The sequence below is a fragment of the Sorangium sp. So ce426 genome (assembly GCF_051475585.1).
GTDB lineage: Bacteria > Myxococcota_A > Polyangia > Polyangiales > Polyangiaceae > Sorangium > Sorangium cellulosum_B.
On record NZ_CP150341.1, the window covers coordinates 12,889,760 to 12,905,054 of the forward strand.

At 71.6% G+C, this 15,295-nt stretch carries 13 protein-coding genes and 3 pseudogenes; 8 read left to right on the top strand and 8 right to left on the bottom strand.

Annotated features, from left to right (window positions below; all coding sequences use genetic code 11):
* The first annotated feature begins 76 nt into the window (after positions 1-76).
* The 4 genes from WMF44_RS48495 (at position 77) to WMF44_RS48510 (ending at position 4,585) form a co-directional block, all read left to right on the top strand.
* On the top strand, positions 77-457 hold the full coding sequence (locus WMF44_RS48495; RefSeq protein WP_437296839.1) for a hypothetical protein: 381 nt from the start codon (positions 77-79) through the stop codon (positions 455-457).
* On the top strand, positions 451-2,652 hold the full coding sequence (locus WMF44_RS48500; protein ID WP_437296840.1) for a M20/M25/M40 family metallo-hydrolase: 2,202 nt from the start codon (positions 451-453) through the stop codon (positions 2,650-2,652). The genes WMF44_RS48495 and WMF44_RS48500 overlap by 7 nt, the downstream gene beginning before the upstream one ends.
* On the top strand, positions 2,649-3,890 hold the full coding sequence (locus WMF44_RS48505) for an SUMF1/EgtB/PvdO family nonheme iron enzyme (RefSeq protein WP_437296841.1): 1,242 nt from the start codon (positions 2,649-2,651) through the stop codon (positions 3,888-3,890). Before WMF44_RS48500 ends, WMF44_RS48505 begins: the two co-directional genes overlap by 4 nt.
* A gap of 200 nt (positions 3,891-4,090) precedes the next feature.
* Positions 4,091-4,585: a hypothetical protein gene (locus WMF44_RS48510; RefSeq protein ID WP_437296842.1), complete on the top strand. Its 495-nt coding sequence runs from the start codon at positions 4,091-4,093 to the stop codon at positions 4,583-4,585.
* An 807-nt stretch (positions 4,586-5,392) separates the two neighbouring features.
* On the opposite strand, the gene WMF44_RS48515 is transcribed toward WMF44_RS48510, so the two are convergent.
* Together WMF44_RS48515 and WMF44_RS48520 are read right to left on the bottom strand one after the other, a co-directional pair.
* Positions 5,393-5,875: a hypothetical protein gene (locus WMF44_RS48515; RefSeq protein ID WP_437296843.1), complete on the bottom strand. Its 483-nt coding sequence runs from the start codon at positions 5,873-5,875 to the stop codon at positions 5,393-5,395.
* A 53-nt stretch (positions 5,876-5,928) separates the two neighbouring features.
* Complete coding sequence (locus WMF44_RS48520; protein WP_437296844.1) at positions 5,929-6,075, bottom strand: hypothetical protein; 147 nt, start codon at positions 6,073-6,075, stop codon at positions 5,929-5,931.
* Between the two features lie 73 nt (positions 6,076-6,148).
* Here WMF44_RS48520 and WMF44_RS48525 point away from each other — a divergent pair, with 73 nt between their 5' ends.
* Positions 6,149-6,316: a hypothetical protein gene (locus WMF44_RS48525; protein WP_437296845.1), complete on the top strand. Its 168-nt coding sequence runs from the start codon at positions 6,149-6,151 to the stop codon at positions 6,314-6,316.
* Positions 6,317-6,879: 563 nt separating this feature from the next.
* Here the strand turns inward: WMF44_RS48525 and WMF44_RS48530 are convergent.
* Positions 6,880-7,146 carry a hypothetical protein gene (locus tag WMF44_RS48530; RefSeq protein ID WP_437296846.1) on the bottom strand — a complete coding sequence of 89 codons (267 nt, stop codon included), beginning with the start codon at positions 7,144-7,146 and terminating at the stop codon, positions 6,880-6,882.
* 235 nt (positions 7,147-7,381) lie between these two features.
* Between WMF44_RS48530 and WMF44_RS48535 the strand changes: the two genes are divergently transcribed.
* Positions 7,382-7,765: a protein kinase domain-containing protein gene (locus WMF44_RS48535; protein WP_437296847.1), complete on the top strand. Its 384-nt coding sequence runs from the start codon at positions 7,382-7,384 to the stop codon at positions 7,763-7,765.
* A 179-nt stretch (positions 7,766-7,944) separates the two neighbouring features.
* Here WMF44_RS48535 and WMF44_RS48540 read toward each other — a convergent pair whose 3' ends face one another.
* From WMF44_RS48540 to WMF44_RS48550, 3 genes are all read right to left on the bottom strand, one after another.
* A complete protein-coding gene (locus WMF44_RS48540) occupies positions 7,945-8,721 on the bottom strand; it encodes a hypothetical protein (RefSeq protein WP_437296848.1) in 777 nt (258 codons plus the stop codon).
* Between the two features lie 499 nt (positions 8,722-9,220).
* Positions 9,221-9,778, bottom strand: coding sequence for a dihydrofolate reductase family protein (locus tag WMF44_RS48545; protein WP_437296849.1), 558 nt, complete (start codon positions 9,776-9,778; stop codon positions 9,221-9,223).
* A 231-nt stretch (positions 9,779-10,009) separates the two neighbouring features.
* Positions 10,010-12,286: a bifunctional SulP family inorganic anion transporter/carbonic anhydrase gene (locus WMF44_RS48550; RefSeq protein ID WP_437296850.1), complete on the bottom strand. Its 2,277-nt coding sequence runs from the start codon at positions 12,284-12,286 to the stop codon at positions 10,010-10,012.
* A 363-nt stretch (positions 12,287-12,649) separates the two neighbouring features.
* On the opposite strand from WMF44_RS48550, the gene WMF44_RS48555 reads away from it, so the two are divergent.
* On the top strand, positions 12,650-13,543 hold the full coding sequence (locus WMF44_RS48555) for a fibro-slime domain-containing protein (RefSeq protein WP_437296851.1): 894 nt from the start codon (positions 12,650-12,652) through the stop codon (positions 13,541-13,543).
* A 159-nt stretch (positions 13,544-13,702) separates the two neighbouring features.
* Here the strand turns inward: WMF44_RS48555 and WMF44_RS48560 are convergent.
* Positions 13,703-14,146 (bottom strand): annotated as a pseudogene (locus WMF44_RS48560) (SDR family oxidoreductase); the annotation flags it as partial.
* Here WMF44_RS48560 and WMF44_RS48565 point away from each other — a divergent pair.
* A pseudogene (locus WMF44_RS48565) lies at positions 14,140-15,009 on the top strand (LysR substrate-binding domain-containing protein); the annotation flags it as partial. The pseudogenes WMF44_RS48560 and WMF44_RS48565 sit on opposite strands and share 7 nt — an antisense overlap.
* Positions 15,010-15,029: 20 nt before the next feature.
* On the opposite strand, the pseudogene WMF44_RS48570 reads toward WMF44_RS48565, so the two are convergent.
* Positions 15,030-15,293: pseudogene (locus WMF44_RS48570) on the bottom strand (TetR/AcrR family transcriptional regulator); the annotation flags it as partial.
* Positions 15,294-15,295: the final 2 nt, after the last annotated feature.

Below are 15,295 nucleotides of genomic sequence, written 5' to 3' on the forward strand. Positions count from 1 at the left end.
ACAAAACGCACGTTTCGGAAGAGTGTTCGCGCCGAGGTGCACTGTGGCGACCTGGCGTGATGAGCTCATCGAAGCCGTGAAATCGAAGGCGGAGCGCGAGGCGGAGGAGCTCGCGCGGCACAAGAAGCGGGTCGCCGAGGCGCTCGCGGCCGCGGAGTCGGCCGTGTCGCTGGGGGCCGAGTCGCTGAAGTTCGCGCACGAGAGGCTGCGGGAGAAGGGGCAGCCCATCGCGCTCACGCAGGAGCAGGACAAGCACCGGCTCGCGCTCGGTGATTTCAGCCTCTCCCTCGAGCTCCTGCGGGAGTCCGCGATCGTCCGGGTGACGTTCGGCGACGGCAAGCCGCGCGAGTTCGACTTCGCGAAGGACCGTCACATCGCGCCCGCCGACGTGGAGGAGTACATCGGCCGTCGCGCGCTCGAGCTGGTCCGCGCGGCGCAGAAGGCGTCGCCGTGGTGAGCGCCGGGCGCGCCGCGGCCCCGCTGTCGCCCCGCGCATGGGGTCTTCGCCGCGGCCTCGCCGCCGGCCTGCTCGCCGCTGTCGCGGCGTGCGCTCCGCCGGCCGCGCCGCCCCGCCAGCCTGACGCGCCGCCGGCCGCGAAGCCTGCCGCGCCGGCGCCCGCCGCGCCGGCCTCGATGGAGGTCGATCCCGCCGCGGAGGCGCGGATCGCGGCGGACGTCGCGTACCTCGCGTCGCCCGAGCTCGCGGGGCGCGGGACCGGCGAGCCCGGCGCCGATCTCGCGGCCGAGTTCATCGCGCGCCGGTTCGCGGAGCTCAAGCTCTCGCCGCTGGGCGGGCCGGGGAGCGACGCGAAGGCGTACCGGCAGGTGTTCGACGCGCGGGTCGGCGCCGACGTGGCGCCCGCGGCGCTCGCGGTGCAGCGCGCGGGCCGGAAGCAGAGCGTCGAGGCCGGCAAGCTGGTCACGGCCGACGGGAGCGCGAGCGGCACGGTGTCGGGCGCCGCGGTGCTCGTCGGCCATGGAGTGACCGCGCCGGCGCTCTCCTGGGACGACTACGCCGGCCGGGATATCGAGGGGAAGATCGCGATCGTGCTCGACGGCGTGCCCACGCTGGAGGGCCGCCCGGGTGGAGCGGCGCAGGCCGCGCACGGCGGCGCTGCGCCTGCCAATCCGCACGGCGGCGCTGCGCCCGCGGGTCCGCACGGTGGCGCTGCGCCTGCCAATCCGCACGGCGGCGCTGCGCCTGCCAATCCGCACGGCGGCGCTGCGCCTGCCAATCCGCACGGCGGCGCTGCGCCTGCCAATCCGCACGGCGGCGCTGCGACCGCCGATCCTCATCATCATGCTCCGCGGCCGGCGGACGCGCTCCGCGACTTCGGCAGCGTCCGCTACAAGCTCCGCACCGCCCGCGAGCACAAGGCCGCGGGGGTGATCCTGGTCGCGGCGGGCGACGAGCTCCCGCGGGTGCCGGACGACGCGGCGAGCATGGGCATCCCGGCCGTGGTGATCACGCGCTCCGCGGCCCGCGCGCTCTTCCCCGCGGCCGGGCTCGCGCCGCCCGCGAAGCCGGCCCCGGCGAAGCCGGCAGACGCGAAGCCGGCCGCGGCGAAGCCTGCGGCCGTGAAGCCGGCCGCGACCAAGGCCGCCGCGCCGAAGCCGCTCGACGGCACCACCGTCGAGATCACGACCAAGGTCACCGCGCGCATGGCGCCGGCGTCGAACGTGATCGGCCTGCTCCCGGCGCGGGAGGGCTCGCCGCACGCCGGTGAGTACGTCGTCGTCGGCGCGCACTACGATCACCTCGGCTACGGGGGCACGTCGTTCTCGCGCGCGCCCGGCGTGCATGCGGTCCACCCGGGCGCCGACGACAACGCCTCGGGGACGGCGATGCTCCTGGAGGTGGCGCGGCGGTTCGCCTCGCTCCCCGAGCGGCCGGCCCGGAACCTCCTGTTCATCGCGTTCGGCGCCGAGGAGCTCGGCACCATCGGCTCGCGCCACTTCGTCGATCACCCGCCGGCGCCGCTCGCGGGCATGAAGCCGGTCGTGGCCATGATCAACGCCGACATGGTCGGCCGGATGCGGGACGACAAGCTCCTCGTCGACGGCCTGGGGACCTCGCCCGACTGGAGGTCGATCGTGGACGACGCCGCCCGCGGGCTCGGCCTCACGCTCCAGTTCGGCGTCGAGGGCTTCGGCGCGAGCGATCACGCGTCGTTCACGGCGTCGCGCGTCCCGATCGCCTTCCTGTTCACGGGCGTCCACGAGGACTACCACCGGCCGAGCGACACGGCGGACAAGATCAACGTCGCGGGCGTCTCGCGGTGCTCCGTGCTCGCGGCGCGGATGGCGCTCGCCCTGTCGCGGCGCGACGCGCGGCTCGCCTTCACCGACGCGCCCGCCGACCCGCACCGCAGCATGCGCGGCGGCTTCCGCGCGTCGCTCGGCACGATGCCGGACTACGCGTACCAGGGGCCCGGCGTGAAGCTCACGGGCGTGCGCCCCGACGCGCCGGCCTCGCGCGCTGGCATGCAGGCGGGGGACGTGATCGTGCGCATCGGCGCCCACGCCGTCACCAACATCCACGACTTCATGTTCGCGCTCGGCGATCTCGAGCCCGGCCGCGAGGTCGAGATCGAGGTGGATCGCGGCGGGACCCGGGTGCCGCTCAAGGTCATCCCCGCCCCCGGCCGATGAGCCGGCGCTCTCGCCGCGCCGCGCCGCCCGTCGCGCCACCTCGACGGCGCAGGGCTCCACGCGGGCCCTGCGCGGTCAGCCTCGCCTTCCTCTGCGGCCTCACGGCCGCGATCCTCGCCTGCGACAGCCCGCCGCCCGCGCCGCCCGCGGGGACCGGCGCCGTGGCCTCTGGAGGGCCCGAGCGCGCCGGCGGAGCTGCGGATGCGGATGCCGAGACCGCGCCGCCCGACGCCGCTGTGGCAGACCCATCGGGCGCCGCGGCGGAGCTCGCCTACACCCCGGCGGAGCCGTCGGACGCCGCGGCGGAGCTCGCCTACACCCCGGCGGAGCCGCCGGATGCTGGGGCAGCGATGACGTACGCCGTGGCGACGGCCCTCGACGGCGGCTCGCCGGACGCCGTGGCGGCAGCCCTCGACGGCGGCTCGCCGGACGCCGCGGCGGAGGCCCTCGACGGCGGCGCGCCGGACGCGGGGCTGCCCGGCAGCTCCGAGGGGTGCCCGGACGACATGGTCCTCGTCGAGGGCGACTACTGCCCCGTGGTCGACCAGATCTGCCTGAAGCACCACAAGGAGTACGAGAAGGATCAGGCGCGACGGGCGACGCCCTACAAAGAGGCCGAGGGCCCGACCAGCGTCAGCGAGCGGTGCCTCGAGTACAGGCGGCCGAGCGAGTGCCTCTCGAAGAAGCGCGCGCCGATGCGTTTCTGCGTCGACCGCTACGAGTGGCCCAACAGGAAGGGCGAGCTCCCGGCGCTGCTCGTCTCGTGGCGCCAGGCCGTCAAGGCGTGCGAGGGCGTCGGCAAGCGCCTCTGCTCGGAGGACGAGTTCAACTTCGCCTGCGAGGGCGAGGAGATGCTCCCGTACACGTACGGCTTCGTCCGCGACGCGACCAAGTGCAACATCGACCGGCCCTTTCGCCAGCGCGAGGTGACGCTCTACCACTACGAGCGGTGCCTGCGGCATCCCAAGTGCAAGGCGGAGCTCGAGCGGCTCGATCAGCGCGTGCCTGCGGGCTCGATGCCGGCGTGTGTGTCGCCGTTCGGCGCCTACGATCTCAACGGCAACATCAACGAGTGGGTCGTGCGGCCGGGCCGCAAGTCGCCGGAGCGGAGCGGGCTGAAGGGCGGCTGGTGGGGCCCCATGCGCGGCCGCTGCCGCCCCACGGTGGGGTTCCACAAGGAAGAGGACTACGGCTACGAGCAAGGGTTTCGTTGCTGCAAGGATGCTGCGGCGCGGTGAGCGCGCGGTGGCGCGTCCTTTTTGAGGGGCGCGCGGCCGCCGACCGAGGGTACGCTCCTGTCCAGCGGGCCCGCGACGCGGCGCTCGCCGGCGAAGGGCCTGCGGCTCCTCCTCCGGGGGCCGGGGCTCAGATCTCAGCGGCGGGCCGTCACCGGCCCGTCGCTCACGCGGGGAGCGCCCCGCACCTCGAGGAGACCTTGATGAAGCGATCCATGTGGTTCACCAGCGCGCGCTCGGCCGCCTCGGTCGTCCTTGCCCTCGGAGGCCTCGGGCTCCTGACCTCCGCGTGCAGCCGGGGCCGAGACGCCGAGGATCCGTCGGATCCGCAGTACAACGCGTACAACCAGCAGCAGCAGGGGTACCAGCAGCCCGGGCAGTACCAGCAGCCGGGGTATCAGCAGCCCGGGCAATACCAGCAGCCTGGGCAGTACCAGCAACCTGGGCAGTACCAGCAGCCGGGGTATCAGCAGCCCGGGCAGTACCAGCAGCCGGGCACGACCGCTCCGGCGACGACGGGGCAGCCGGGCCCGCTCGCTCTCCCGTGTTCGAACGACATGGTCTGCGGCACGCACAAGTGCAACACGGCCGTGGGCAAGTGCGCCTTCCCCTGCGCGGCGAACACCGACTGCGCGGCGGGCTTCTCGTGCATGGGCGCGGGCTCGGCGACGGCGATCTGCGTGCCTGGCGGGCAGTAGGGAGCGCCGGTGTCCGGCCGCGCGCCGTGCGCGGCGGCCGCCGGACACCCTCACGGGAGCGCTGCCTCGCGCGCCATCCCAGGGATCGGGGTCTCCTCGGGGCAGCGGGCAGCCTCCCCGAGGTCGGATCCGGTCGTGGCGGGGCAGCTGAGCTGCCTGCCTGGGACCGGATCCGGTCGTGGCGGGGCAGCGGGCAGCCTCCCGGTGACCGTATCCGGTTGTGCCGGGGCAGCTGAGCTGCCTACCTGGGCCCGGATCCGGTCGTGCGGGAGTAGCTGAGCTTGCGTTCCGGCACCGTATCCGGTTGTGCCGGGGCAGCTGAGCTTGCGTTCCGGCACCGTATCCGGTTGTGCGGGGGCAGTTGAACTCGCGTTCCGGCACCGTATCCGGTTGTGCGGGGGCAGCTGAGCTGCTTGCCTGGGACCGGATCCGGAGTCGGGCATGATTCGGGCGCCGACGAGCGGTGCTCAGGCTGGGCGCGTATTCGCGACCGAGCTTGCAACCAATGCAGCACAGGTGGGGCAAGAATCTTCGCGGGATTCTCAACTCCGGGACGGCGCCAGGCGGCGATCTGGAACGGCCGCGTTCGAGGTGTGGAACAACGAGGCGGCATCGCGCCGCACCTCGCGCGCGCCGGCCGCCTCCAGCGACGCCATTACCCTCTCGGACGTCACCAGCGCCCGCGGGTACTGCTGAGATCGCACGCTCGTAATGGTTGCGTGCCGAAGCGCCTCGGAGGCCTCGGCAAGATGCGAGAGGTGGCCCGGCCATCGTGTCGCGGAACGACGTGGAGGCGGGCGCGATCGATCAACGATACGGTCCCTGGCGCGGCGCCTCACCATCGAGCACCGACACGTCCACGTGCTCGTCGAGCCCCTCGATGTCCTTCACGTGCCACTCGACCAGCATGCAGCCCGCGCAGATGTACGCCTCGAGCTTGCCGACCCTCCGGCTCCTCCAGACGCTCGGCTGCGCGATGGCGAGCACGCTCCCCCCGTTGGCGTCCGCGTCGAGGACCTTGGGCGCGTGGAGGATCTTCCTCGCGCCGCACGCGGGGCAGCGGAGCTCGTCGCGCATCGACGCGGATCGCCGCTCGAGCAGCGCCTGGACCTCGCGCTCGAGCCGCCCGACCCGCTCCTCGAGGGAGCGCTCCGCCGGCGCGCTCGCGGCGTGGGGCTCGGTGACGGGAGCCGCGACGGGCGCGCTCGCGGCGCGGGGGAGCCGGGCGCCGCAGCCCAGGCACGAGACGTGGGCCTCCGGGTTCGAGCGGCCGCACGTGGGGCAGTACATGCCGACAGGATACGGGCGATTTCCCGCGGAGCGAGCAGCAGGAAGGCCCGATCTCACGCCACCAGGATCTCCACGGCCACGAGCCGGTCCTCGCGTGTCCCGTCACCGACCTGCCCGTACGGGTTCCAGCCCCAGCACCACACCGTGCCGTCGGCTCGCGCCGCGCAGGCATGCCCGCGTCCCGCCGCGATCGCGTGCACCTCGCCGGGCGGTGAGGATGGGAAGTTGTCGCTTTTTTCTTCCTAAGCCCTGGACGCGGCACCGTCCTCGGTGATGGCGCCTTTCGCCTCCCCTCGGGTGCAGATCGGGGCGGAGCGGCAGGTCGGCCTCGATCCGCCGTGGCAAGCGCGGATCACCACCCACGTGGCGAAGGTGCGCGCGCGGATCGAGCCGGGCGTCGTCGTCGCGGGTCGGGCTTGTGGAGCCCAGAAAGCTCTTTAGAGATCCATCGAGGCCGCCGTCGTTGTGGGGCTGATGCAACGGGGGTGGAGCGACGAGAGTCTCATGAAGCTCCTGCGAGCTTTTCTCTTGCAGTTGGCACTTCGGCCAGCTCTGGGGCATGAGAAACAGAAGTTCCGGTCCAGTGAGGCCGGGGAGATAACGGAGTAGGTGACATGCGCAAATTCATTGTTGAATTCATTCCCTGCCTGCTCCTCGCCCTGGCCGCGGTAGCGTCTGGCTGCGGCGCCGACGCTGCCTCTCCAGTCGATGGCACCCTGCCCATGGAGCCCCAGTCCTCCGTGCCGACCGCGAACCGCTGTGGGTACGACCTTGCCCTTGCCGCCAGTGCCTTTGCCGCGCCCCAAGCGGAGACTGTCAACGTTGCCGATAACTGTTTTCACCCGAGCAGCTGCGGTATAGCTTGGTCCGGAAAGTGTGATGACTACTGCGGCACGCGCGGCTTCTCTCACATGACGGGCGATGGCTGCAGGTGGCCCAGCAAGAGGTGCTGCTGCATCAGGCGCTAAGCAACGGCCCGCTCCTCCACTCGGTGACCCATTACTCTACTCGGTGACCTGCCCCCCCCCAAGCTCCACCCAGGTAGATATAGGTATATGAATGCGTGTCCAGGACACGAGATCTTCACTGCGACCGCCGGTGTGGTTCGGGCTTGCCACCGGTTCGACACTCTTGCGCTCCAAGCCGCTGAACAGCCCCAAGGTGTAGAGCGCGAATGCCTCGCGGCGTTGGGGGTGCCCGAGAATCTCGCCAAGGCCATCGATATATTGTCGAAGCCGCTCCTCCGCAGCGGCGTCCATGATGTGCTCCATGGCTCCAAGGGCTACGTCGTGTCAGCGGCCTGTCTACCCGGGCACTGTCGAAAGGCTCCTGGCTTGCGCGAGAATCCCGACCGGAGGCCTCGAGCGCGGTCCCGCCGCGTCGGCCTCGGGGGAGATTTCGCGGCGGGCGCCTCTTGCAAGAGGCCCGCGCCCAAGCGCGCATCGACCACCCGAGCGCTGCAAGGTCTACGAGGTCGGCGAGGTCGCGGGCAAAGCGTGCATCGCGATGCAGCTCGTGCGTGGCCGGAGGTTCGACGAGGCGGCGAGCGAGATGTCGCTGCCCGCAAAGGTGCGGGCGATGCGCGCGGTGGCCGAGGCGCAGAGGCTCGGCATCGTGCACCGCGATCTGAAGCCCTCGAACCTGCTGATCGAGCCGGTCGAGGACGGGAGCTTCCACCCGGTGGTCGTCGACTTCGGCCTCGCCTGCGAGGCCGAAGTCGAGCAGAGCCTCACCGAGGCCGGGGCGCTCCTGGGCACGCCCGCGTACATGGCGCCCGAGCAGGCGCGCGGCCAGGTGCACGGCGCCGACCAGCGCTCGGACGTCTACGGCCTTGGCGCCACGCTCTACCAGCGTGGCGCTGGGGCGCACACCGAGCGGGCTTGCCGGTAGCCGGGGTCGAGGCGTACTCGGCATCAGCCCCCTGGGTGCTGCTCGAAGATGGCCGACTCGCTCGGTTGTAGGGGATAGCGGTACAGCGTTCGTTCAGCGGCGACCTTCCGCGCTCAAGCTGACAGGCGGGCAGCAGGCCGCGCCCGTACCCCGAGCGGCTCTCCGGCGATCGCCCCGCGTCAGACCCCCGTCGCCAGCACGGTGACGGGGGTGGTCGGGAAGACGCGCTCGCGAGCGCCATCGAAGCGCACGCGGACGACGTTGCCCGGCGAGAGCTTCCGGAGAGACTCCTCGCCGGCGAGGAGGGTCTCCTGGTCGACGAAGGCCGGACTGCCGTCGTCGGGGACGACCTCGAAGACGACCACGACGAGGAAGCCATTTTGCTTCACGAACTCCCGCACCACCGAGCAACGGAGGACGCGCCCGCGGCCGAGGGAGCCGAACGATGCGACCAGGGTGGAGGTGAGGTGCCGCAGGAACCGCGCGAGCTGTAGAATCGCGAAGAGGCCCCCCGCCGCGACGAGCGCCAGGTACGCCGGCGACTCGACTGCCTGTGTTGCGGCCCAGGCGGCGATCCCGGCGCCCCCGAAGACGAAGACCGCGTGGAGGAAGAAGCCGAAGCCGTTGATCGGCATGTGACGGACGAGCGTCCAGTAGGCCGAGAGGAACACGCTCTCCACGGCCCGCTCGGCTTCGTCTCTGGACACGGATGCTGCCTGCGCATAGTGGGCAATGGCCTCGTCGCGCTTGCCGTCGACGAGCAGCTGCTTGACGCGCTCGATGTCGTCCGTCGAGACGCTCTGCGCCCTGATTTGCGCGACGGCGGCGCCGGTGGCGGGCCGCTCGACGAAGAGACTCGTGTTGCAGAAGATGCAGATGACGTTGCGCAGCCCCGGCTCGACGGAGAGCGGCGCGCCGCAGTTGGGGCAAGAGGTCATCGAGAGCAGCAGGCTCATGCGCGGGGAAGCCTACCTCAGACCTCGCCTGGGCTCGAGCGTGGCGCGAACCCTCGTGACCGTCAACACGCCGCCAGGCTCACCTACGGGCGCGAGCGCGCTCGCCCCTCTGGTATCGCCGGCAGACCGAGCAACCGCCCGATCGCATCGTGAACCACCCGGGCCGCCTCCTCATCCCTGAGGGCTATCGCGCGGCTCAGGGGGCCGGCGAGCGACGCAACCACGGCGGATCGAGGCGACGGATCGACCGTCGCTAGCTCCCCGGGCCCAGGGCTCGGCGGTTGGGGCCATGCCTCTTGAGAGGGGCGATCCGTCGTCACGCTCTCCCCAGATCCCCGGGACGCGACAGATCGCGACGGTTCGCCCCCGCGGAACAGTCCCGCCAGAAACACCGGTTGACGCGGCGCGATCACCCCGAACATCGCCGCGGTGCTGCGCGGCGAGAAGGCTCCCGACGACGCGCTGGCCCGCGAGCTGCGCGCGATGGGGCTCCTCTGCGTCAGCGCGCGCGCCGGTAGTGCATCGCCACCGCGCCGCAGCGGAGCGGCTTGGCCGAGACCAGATCGAGCCGCCGGGTGGCGGGCAGCCCGCTCTGGTACAGGGTCGGGCCGTGGCCGGCGAGCCTGGCGTGGACGAGGAACCTGTACTCGTCGATGAGATCCAGCCGATCCAGCTCGGTCGCGAGCTTGCCGCTGCCGAGGAGCACGCCGGCCGGGATCGCGTCCTTGAGCTTCTGCACGCCCACGCGCAGATCGCCGGCGATGTGGTGGCTGTTGGTCCACGGGAAGTCCTTGCGCGTGGACGACACCACGTACTTCGGCTTGGTCTCCAGCTTGACCGCCCACGCGCGTATCGCCGGAGGCGCCTCCTCGTCGCCGCGGGCGACCGCCGGCCAGTAGCTCTCCATCATCTCGTAGGTGACGCGGCCCCACAGCATCGCGCCGCTCTCGTCCATGAGGCGGGTGAAGAGGGCGTGCGTCTCGTCGTCGGCGATCCCCTCCTGGTGGTCGACGCAGCCGTCCAGGGTGACGTTGATGGCGAAGGTCAGCAGTCCCATGCGGCGAGTCTCCTTCGGAGCGAGGCATCGGTCAATGTTCCGGTATTGCGCCGCGCACCGCGAGGCTCTCGGCTTTGTCACCTCGCAAGACGCTCGAGTCCGTGGTGTCGCAAAGCACAGGCCCAATCTGACGTCCTGGCAAGATGTGCAGCCGCGGGGATCCCTGAGTCCCCCCTGCACTAGGGAAGGAGAGATCCATGGCCGAACGTCTGGCGAGTCGATCGATGTCCTTCAGCGCAAGGGCGGTGGCTCCGAGCGAACCTCGTTCGCGCCACGACCCTCCATGACGGTGAACGCCCCCTTGGCCTCGTCCCATTCGAAGAGCTCGGCCTGACGGACGTCATAGAACCAGCCGTGAAGCTCGATTTCACCGCTCGCGAGCCGGTCGCGCACCAGCGGAAACCGCCGGAGGTTGTCGAGCTGGCGCACGATCACGGCGCGCGCCGCCTCATCGACGTCGGCGTACCCCGACAGATCGCCCGACGCCTCCGGGATCTCCGCGAGCCAGCGCCTGAGCGTCGGCAGCTCGTCAGGCACCTCTCCGCTCTTCGCGGCCTTCACGGCGCCGCAGGACGAGTGCCCGCAGATCACGATATTGCGCACGCCCAGCACGCCGACCGCATATTCGACCGCCGCTCCCTCGCCCGGCCGCGTCGACTCGCCCGGGGGCGGCACCATCGCGCCGAGGGCGCGCACGATGAACAGATCGCCCGGGTGCGTGCCCGTGAGCATCGATGGCGTGATCCTGCTGTCGACGCACGTCACGAAGAGCGTATGAGGGTGCTGCCCGTCGGCGAGCTGGTCGAAGAGCGGCGTGTAGTGCTCGCGCACCTCGATCCGGAACCGCTCGAGGTTCGCGACCACCTGCGCGCGCATCTCGAACGCGCGCGCTCGCCCGAGGATCGCGTCGACGTCGCGGTCCGTGATGGCCAGGCGTCCGTCGAGGATCTTCCTGCGATCGGCCGCGAGCAGCTTGTCTCGGCAGGCCGGGGAGGCGCCGAGCACGACGACGCGGACGCCGCGATCGAAGAGCTCGGTCACGAGAGCGAGGAAGCGCTCGCAGCCGGTCAGATCCATCACGAGCACGCCGCGGATATCGAGGATCACGTCCGCCGTCGGGTCGAGCGCGGCCAGGCGCCGGCGCGTCTTTTCGAGCTCCAGCACCACGAGGAACGTGATGGGGCCGCTGAAGTTGACCTGGTGCGGGGCGCCCGCGCTGCCCTGGTGGACCGCCGCGCGGAAGCGAGCGATTCGCCACAAGGCCAGCGCCAGCGTCGCCAGGAGCCCGGCCTCGATCCCGCGCAAGAGGCCGCCGAAGATCATCACGAGCGCGGTCGCCACGAGCACCACCGCCCCGGAGCGCGAGACGCGATAGACCGCGACGAGCGGCCGGAAGTCGAGGAGCGGCGCGGCGATCGCGATGACGACGCCGGCCAGCGCGGCGAGCGGCACGGAGCGATCGACCAGCAGGACGACCGCGACGAGCGCCGCCCCGAAGAGGGCATGAAAGAGCGCGGCGGCGCGGTGGACGCCGCCCGCGGCGCGCAGCACGGACGAGCGGGCGATGGACCCGGCCGCCGGGACGCTGCCGAGCAGCGACAGGACGATGTTCGCGAGCCCGTAGCCGATCATCTCCTGATCGAGGTCGGGCCGCGCGCCGGGCACGCGCTCCTCTTCGGCGCTCGCCGAGAGCAGCGTCTCCATCGAGGCGAGCGCGAAGAGGACGAGCGCGGCCCGACCGAACTGCGCCACGCCGTGCGCGGGCTCGCCGGGCCACGGGCCGAGCGGCAGCGCGAACGGCATATCGGACAGCGTGGGGAGATCCAGGTGCGCTCGTCGTGTGACCCAGGCGCACGCCGCGATCGCGAGCAGCGCGACCGGGGCGCGCCGCGCGTAGCGGGCTCCCAGCCACGTGGCCGCGCCCGCGAGCATGGCCATCGCGAGCGCCGGGGCGCGCGCACCGCCGAGGTGGGCGCCGATGTGGTCGAGCGCGCCCAGCGGGTCGAGGTCCGCGGGCGCCGCGAGCCCGAGCACGTCGGGCAGGCTCCGGATGACGAGCAGCGCGCCGAGGCCGAGCACGAAGCCGTGCACGACGGAGAGGGGCACGAGGCGAGCGAAGCGGCCGACCCCGAGCACCCCGACGACGAGCTGAGAGAGGCCGCACATCGCGCCCGCGAGCGCGAGGGGCGCCGCCCCGTAGTCGCGGGCGACGTCGGCGAGCGCGAAGCCCATCGCGAGGCCTGGCCCGGCGAGGCCGAGCGTCGTGCCGCCGAAGAGCGCGACCACGGCGCTGCCGACGACGGCGCAGGTCAGCGCGGCCGCAGGGGGGAGCCCGGCGTGGTGCGCGGCGAGCAGCGCGAGCGCGAACGAGGGGCCGAGGGCCGCGGCGCCCGCGATGACGTCGCTCCACCGCGTCGCGCGGCGAGACGCCTCGCGCCATGCCGGGAGGAGCGCGCGCAGGCCGAGATCCGGCCGCGGCATCAGCAACGGCCTCGGCCGATCGCCCATGGCGCGCAGGATGCTCGGAACGATGCGCCGGGTGGAAGGTCGAAGTGCGCTCGCGGGTCGGCGTCTCCGATCGGCTCGCGCAGGTGAGCGTCGACGAGGGCGGCAATCCTTGGAGCTCCTGCGCGGAGGGCCACGTCCGCGGCGTAGACAGGCCATGACGAGCTTCAGATACGTTTGAACTTTCTGCTCCTGATGCAGAAGGTCTCCGGGGTTGCGGCCGGGGACGCCGAGCTTTTTTGTCGAAGAATTTTTGACCCGTTCGACCCACCGCTGCCCACCGGGAAGGATGCTGGCGACGTGGGGCCTCCGACGTCGTCCCGTGCGGGTTCGATGGCTTCTGGCGGTCGGGAAAAGGGGCGAGACATGATGGCTTATCGGCGGATGGTGGTGGCGGTGTCGGCGTGCGTGACCCTCGTGGCGGCGATCGCGTGTGCAGGAGGGGCCAGCGACGCTGGTGACGCTGCCTCCCACGGCTCCGGGACGGTGAGCGGCGGCTCCGGGACGGTGAGCGGCGGCTCCGGGACGGCGAGCGGCGGCTCCGGGACGGCGAGCGGCGGCGACTTCGGGCAAGATCCTTCTTTCGGCGAGATCGGGGGTAGCTCGGGCGGTGACCCGAGCTCGGGCGACGACCCGTGCGGCAGCGATCTCATCGCGATCGCCCGCGACTTCAAGGACACGCACCCTGATTTCGAGGCGGGCCGGTTCGGGAGCGACCGGGGCCTCGTGGAGGCTCAGCTCGGCGCGGACGGCAAGCCGGTGTATGCGGGCGACAGCGAGGGCACGCGGACCACGACCGGCAAGGAGGCCTTCGATCAGTGGTTCCGCGACGTGGCCGACGTGAACACCGCCGTCCAGATATCGATCCCGCTCGCCGACAACGGGAATGGCACGTCCACGTACGACAGCACCGACTTCTTCCCGATCGACGACATGGGGTTTGGCAACGAGGACCGGAGCCACAACTACCACTTCACGCTCGAGCTCCGCACCAAGTTTGAATACGAGGGCGGCGAGGTGTTCACCTTCTCGGGCGACGACGACCTCTTCACCTTCATCAACGGCCACCTCGCGATCGATCTGGGCGGTGTTCACAGGCCGGAGAGCGCGACCATCGACCTCGACGCGCGCGCCGAGGAGTTCGGCATCACGCCGGGCAACAGCTACACGCTCGACTTCTTCTTCGCCGAGCGCCACACGACCGAGTCGAACTTCCGCATCGACACGTCGATCGGTTGCTTCACCCCGGTCGTCAACTGAGCTCGGTCGCCCGCTGACCCCCCTCGGTGGTGCACGTCGCGAGCTTGTGTCCGCAAGCGCGCAGGAGCCCGCGCGGCCGCCTCTCCTCACGTCGGCCCGGCGGGGCTCGCCCCGACTCCCCCTCGCCTCCTCGCCTCGACTCCCCCTCGCCTCCTCGCGTCAGGTGCGCGTGATGGAGAGGCCGCCGTCGACCAGCGCGGCCGTCCCGGTGACGAAGGAGGCGTCGTCCGAGGCGAAGTAGAGCACGGAGCGGGCCACCTCCTCCGGGGTCGCGACGCGCTTGAGGGCGTGGAGGCTCGTGATGAACGCCTGCGACTCCTTCGTGCTGTTCACCTCGTGGTACATCGCGGTGTCGACGGCGCCCGGTAGGATCGCGTTGACCCGCACGCCTTGCGGCCCGAACTCGGCGGCGAGGACCTGCGTCAAGCCGATCAGGCCGGACTTGCTCGCGGCGTACGCGGTGGTGCCCGGGAACGCGACGGTGTAGCCGACGAAGGTCGAGGTGAAGATGACCGACCCTCCGCCGTGCTTCAGCATCGCAAGGATCTGGTGCTTGGCGCCGAGGAACGCGCCGGTGAGGTTCACGGCGAGGGGGTCGCGAAAGGCGCCTGTCGAAGTCCGTCGTCAGCGAGCGCCTGGCCGAGCTCGAGAAGAGCGTGGGCGCGCGCCTCATCCACCGCACCACGCGCAAGCTGTCGCTCACGGAAGATGGGGCGGCGTTCCTGGAGCGGGCGGTCCGGATCGTCCGCGAGGTCGAGGACGCGACCGCCGATCTCGCCGCGCGGCGCGGCACCCTGGCGGGCCCCCTCCGGCTGCCGGCGCCGGTGACCTTCGGGCGCATGCACCTCGGCCCGGCGCTCTACCCCTTCCTTTTACAGCACCCGAGGATCGAGCTGACGCTCGATCTGGATGACCGGCGCGTGGACGCCGCCGCCGCCGGCCACGACGCGGTGGTGCGGCACGGGCCCATCGTCGACTCGCGCCTCGTGGTCTGGCGCCTTGCGCCGAGCCAGCGCGTCCTCGTCGCTTCGCCGGATTACCTGGCGCGCCACGGCGCGCCGGCGTCCATCGCCGATCTGGAGACGCATCGGGGCATCTTCTACACGAACCGCGGCATCGCCGACTGGCGCTTCCCGGGGCCGGACGGCGCCGTGCTCGTGCGGGCGCGCGTCGGCCTCCGCGTCAACAACGGCGACATGATGCGGGACGCCGCCGTCGCCGGCCTCGGCGTCGCTCTTCTGCCGATGTTCATCGTGGGCGCGGCGCTCAGGGCAGGTGAGCTGCGCGTCATCGACGTCGGCGCCCAGCCCGAGCCCGAGTTCATCTTCATCGCGCACACGGAGGGGCGGCGCCCCTCGGCCAAGCTCCGCGCGCTCGCCGACCATCTCGTCACCGCCTTCGGGAAGCCGCCGTACTGGGACGAAGACGTGGGAGGGAAGAAGGGCTCTCCCGCGAAGCCGAAATGAACCCGGGAGGCTGACGGCTCTTACCGGCGGACGGGAGGCCGCAGTCCGTCCATGAGGAGGTCCAACAGGCGACTGGCAAGAGCTTCTCGCTGGGGCTTGGGGGCCACCGTGAAGATGCCGATGAGGCTCGCGGCGATGTCTTCGGCGGTGACGTCTCGGCGGAGGTCGTCCACCGCGCGGCCGGCGTCGAGGATCGCGGTGATGGCCGCGAGCAGCTCGATCCGGGTCTGGTCGTGGGCGATCTCGCCTGTCTCGATCATCGCCAGCAGCGTGTCGAGCATGCCGA

Excerpts from the sequence above, each read along its gene's own strand:
- WMF44_RS48505 (WP_437296841.1), top strand. The coding sequence starts at position 2,649 with ATGAGCCGGCGCTCTCGCCGCGCCGCGCCGCCCGTCGCGCCACCTCGA.
- WMF44_RS48510 (WP_437296842.1), top strand. The coding sequence starts at position 4,091 with ATGAAGCGATCCATGTGGTTCACCAGCGCGCGCTCGGCCGCCTCGGTC.
- WMF44_RS48515 (WP_437296843.1), bottom strand. The coding sequence starts at position 5,875 with ATGTACTGCCCCACGTGCGGCCGCTCGAACCCGGAGGCCCACGTCTCG.
- WMF44_RS48525 (WP_437296845.1), top strand. The coding sequence starts at position 6,149 with ATGGCGCCTTTCGCCTCCCCTCGGGTGCAGATCGGGGCGGAGCGGCAG.
- WMF44_RS48530 (WP_437296846.1), bottom strand. The coding sequence starts at position 7,146 with ATGGAGCACATCATGGACGCCGCTGCGGAGGAGCGGCTTCGACAATAT.
- WMF44_RS48535 (WP_437296847.1), top strand. The coding sequence starts at position 7,382 with ATGCAGCTCGTGCGTGGCCGGAGGTTCGACGAGGCGGCGAGCGAGATG.
- WMF44_RS48540 (WP_437296848.1), bottom strand. The coding sequence starts at position 8,721 with ATGAGCCTGCTGCTCTCGATGACCTCTTGCCCCAACTGCGGCGCGCCG.
- WMF44_RS48545 (WP_437296849.1), bottom strand. The coding sequence starts at position 9,778 with ATGGGACTGCTGACCTTCGCCATCAACGTCACCCTGGACGGCTGCGTC.
- WMF44_RS48550 (WP_437296850.1), bottom strand. The coding sequence starts at position 12,286 with ATGGGCGATCGGCCGAGGCCGTTGCTGATGCCGCGGCCGGATCTCGGC.
- WMF44_RS48555 (WP_437296851.1), top strand. The coding sequence starts at position 12,650 with ATGATGGCTTATCGGCGGATGGTGGTGGCGGTGTCGGCGTGCGTGACC.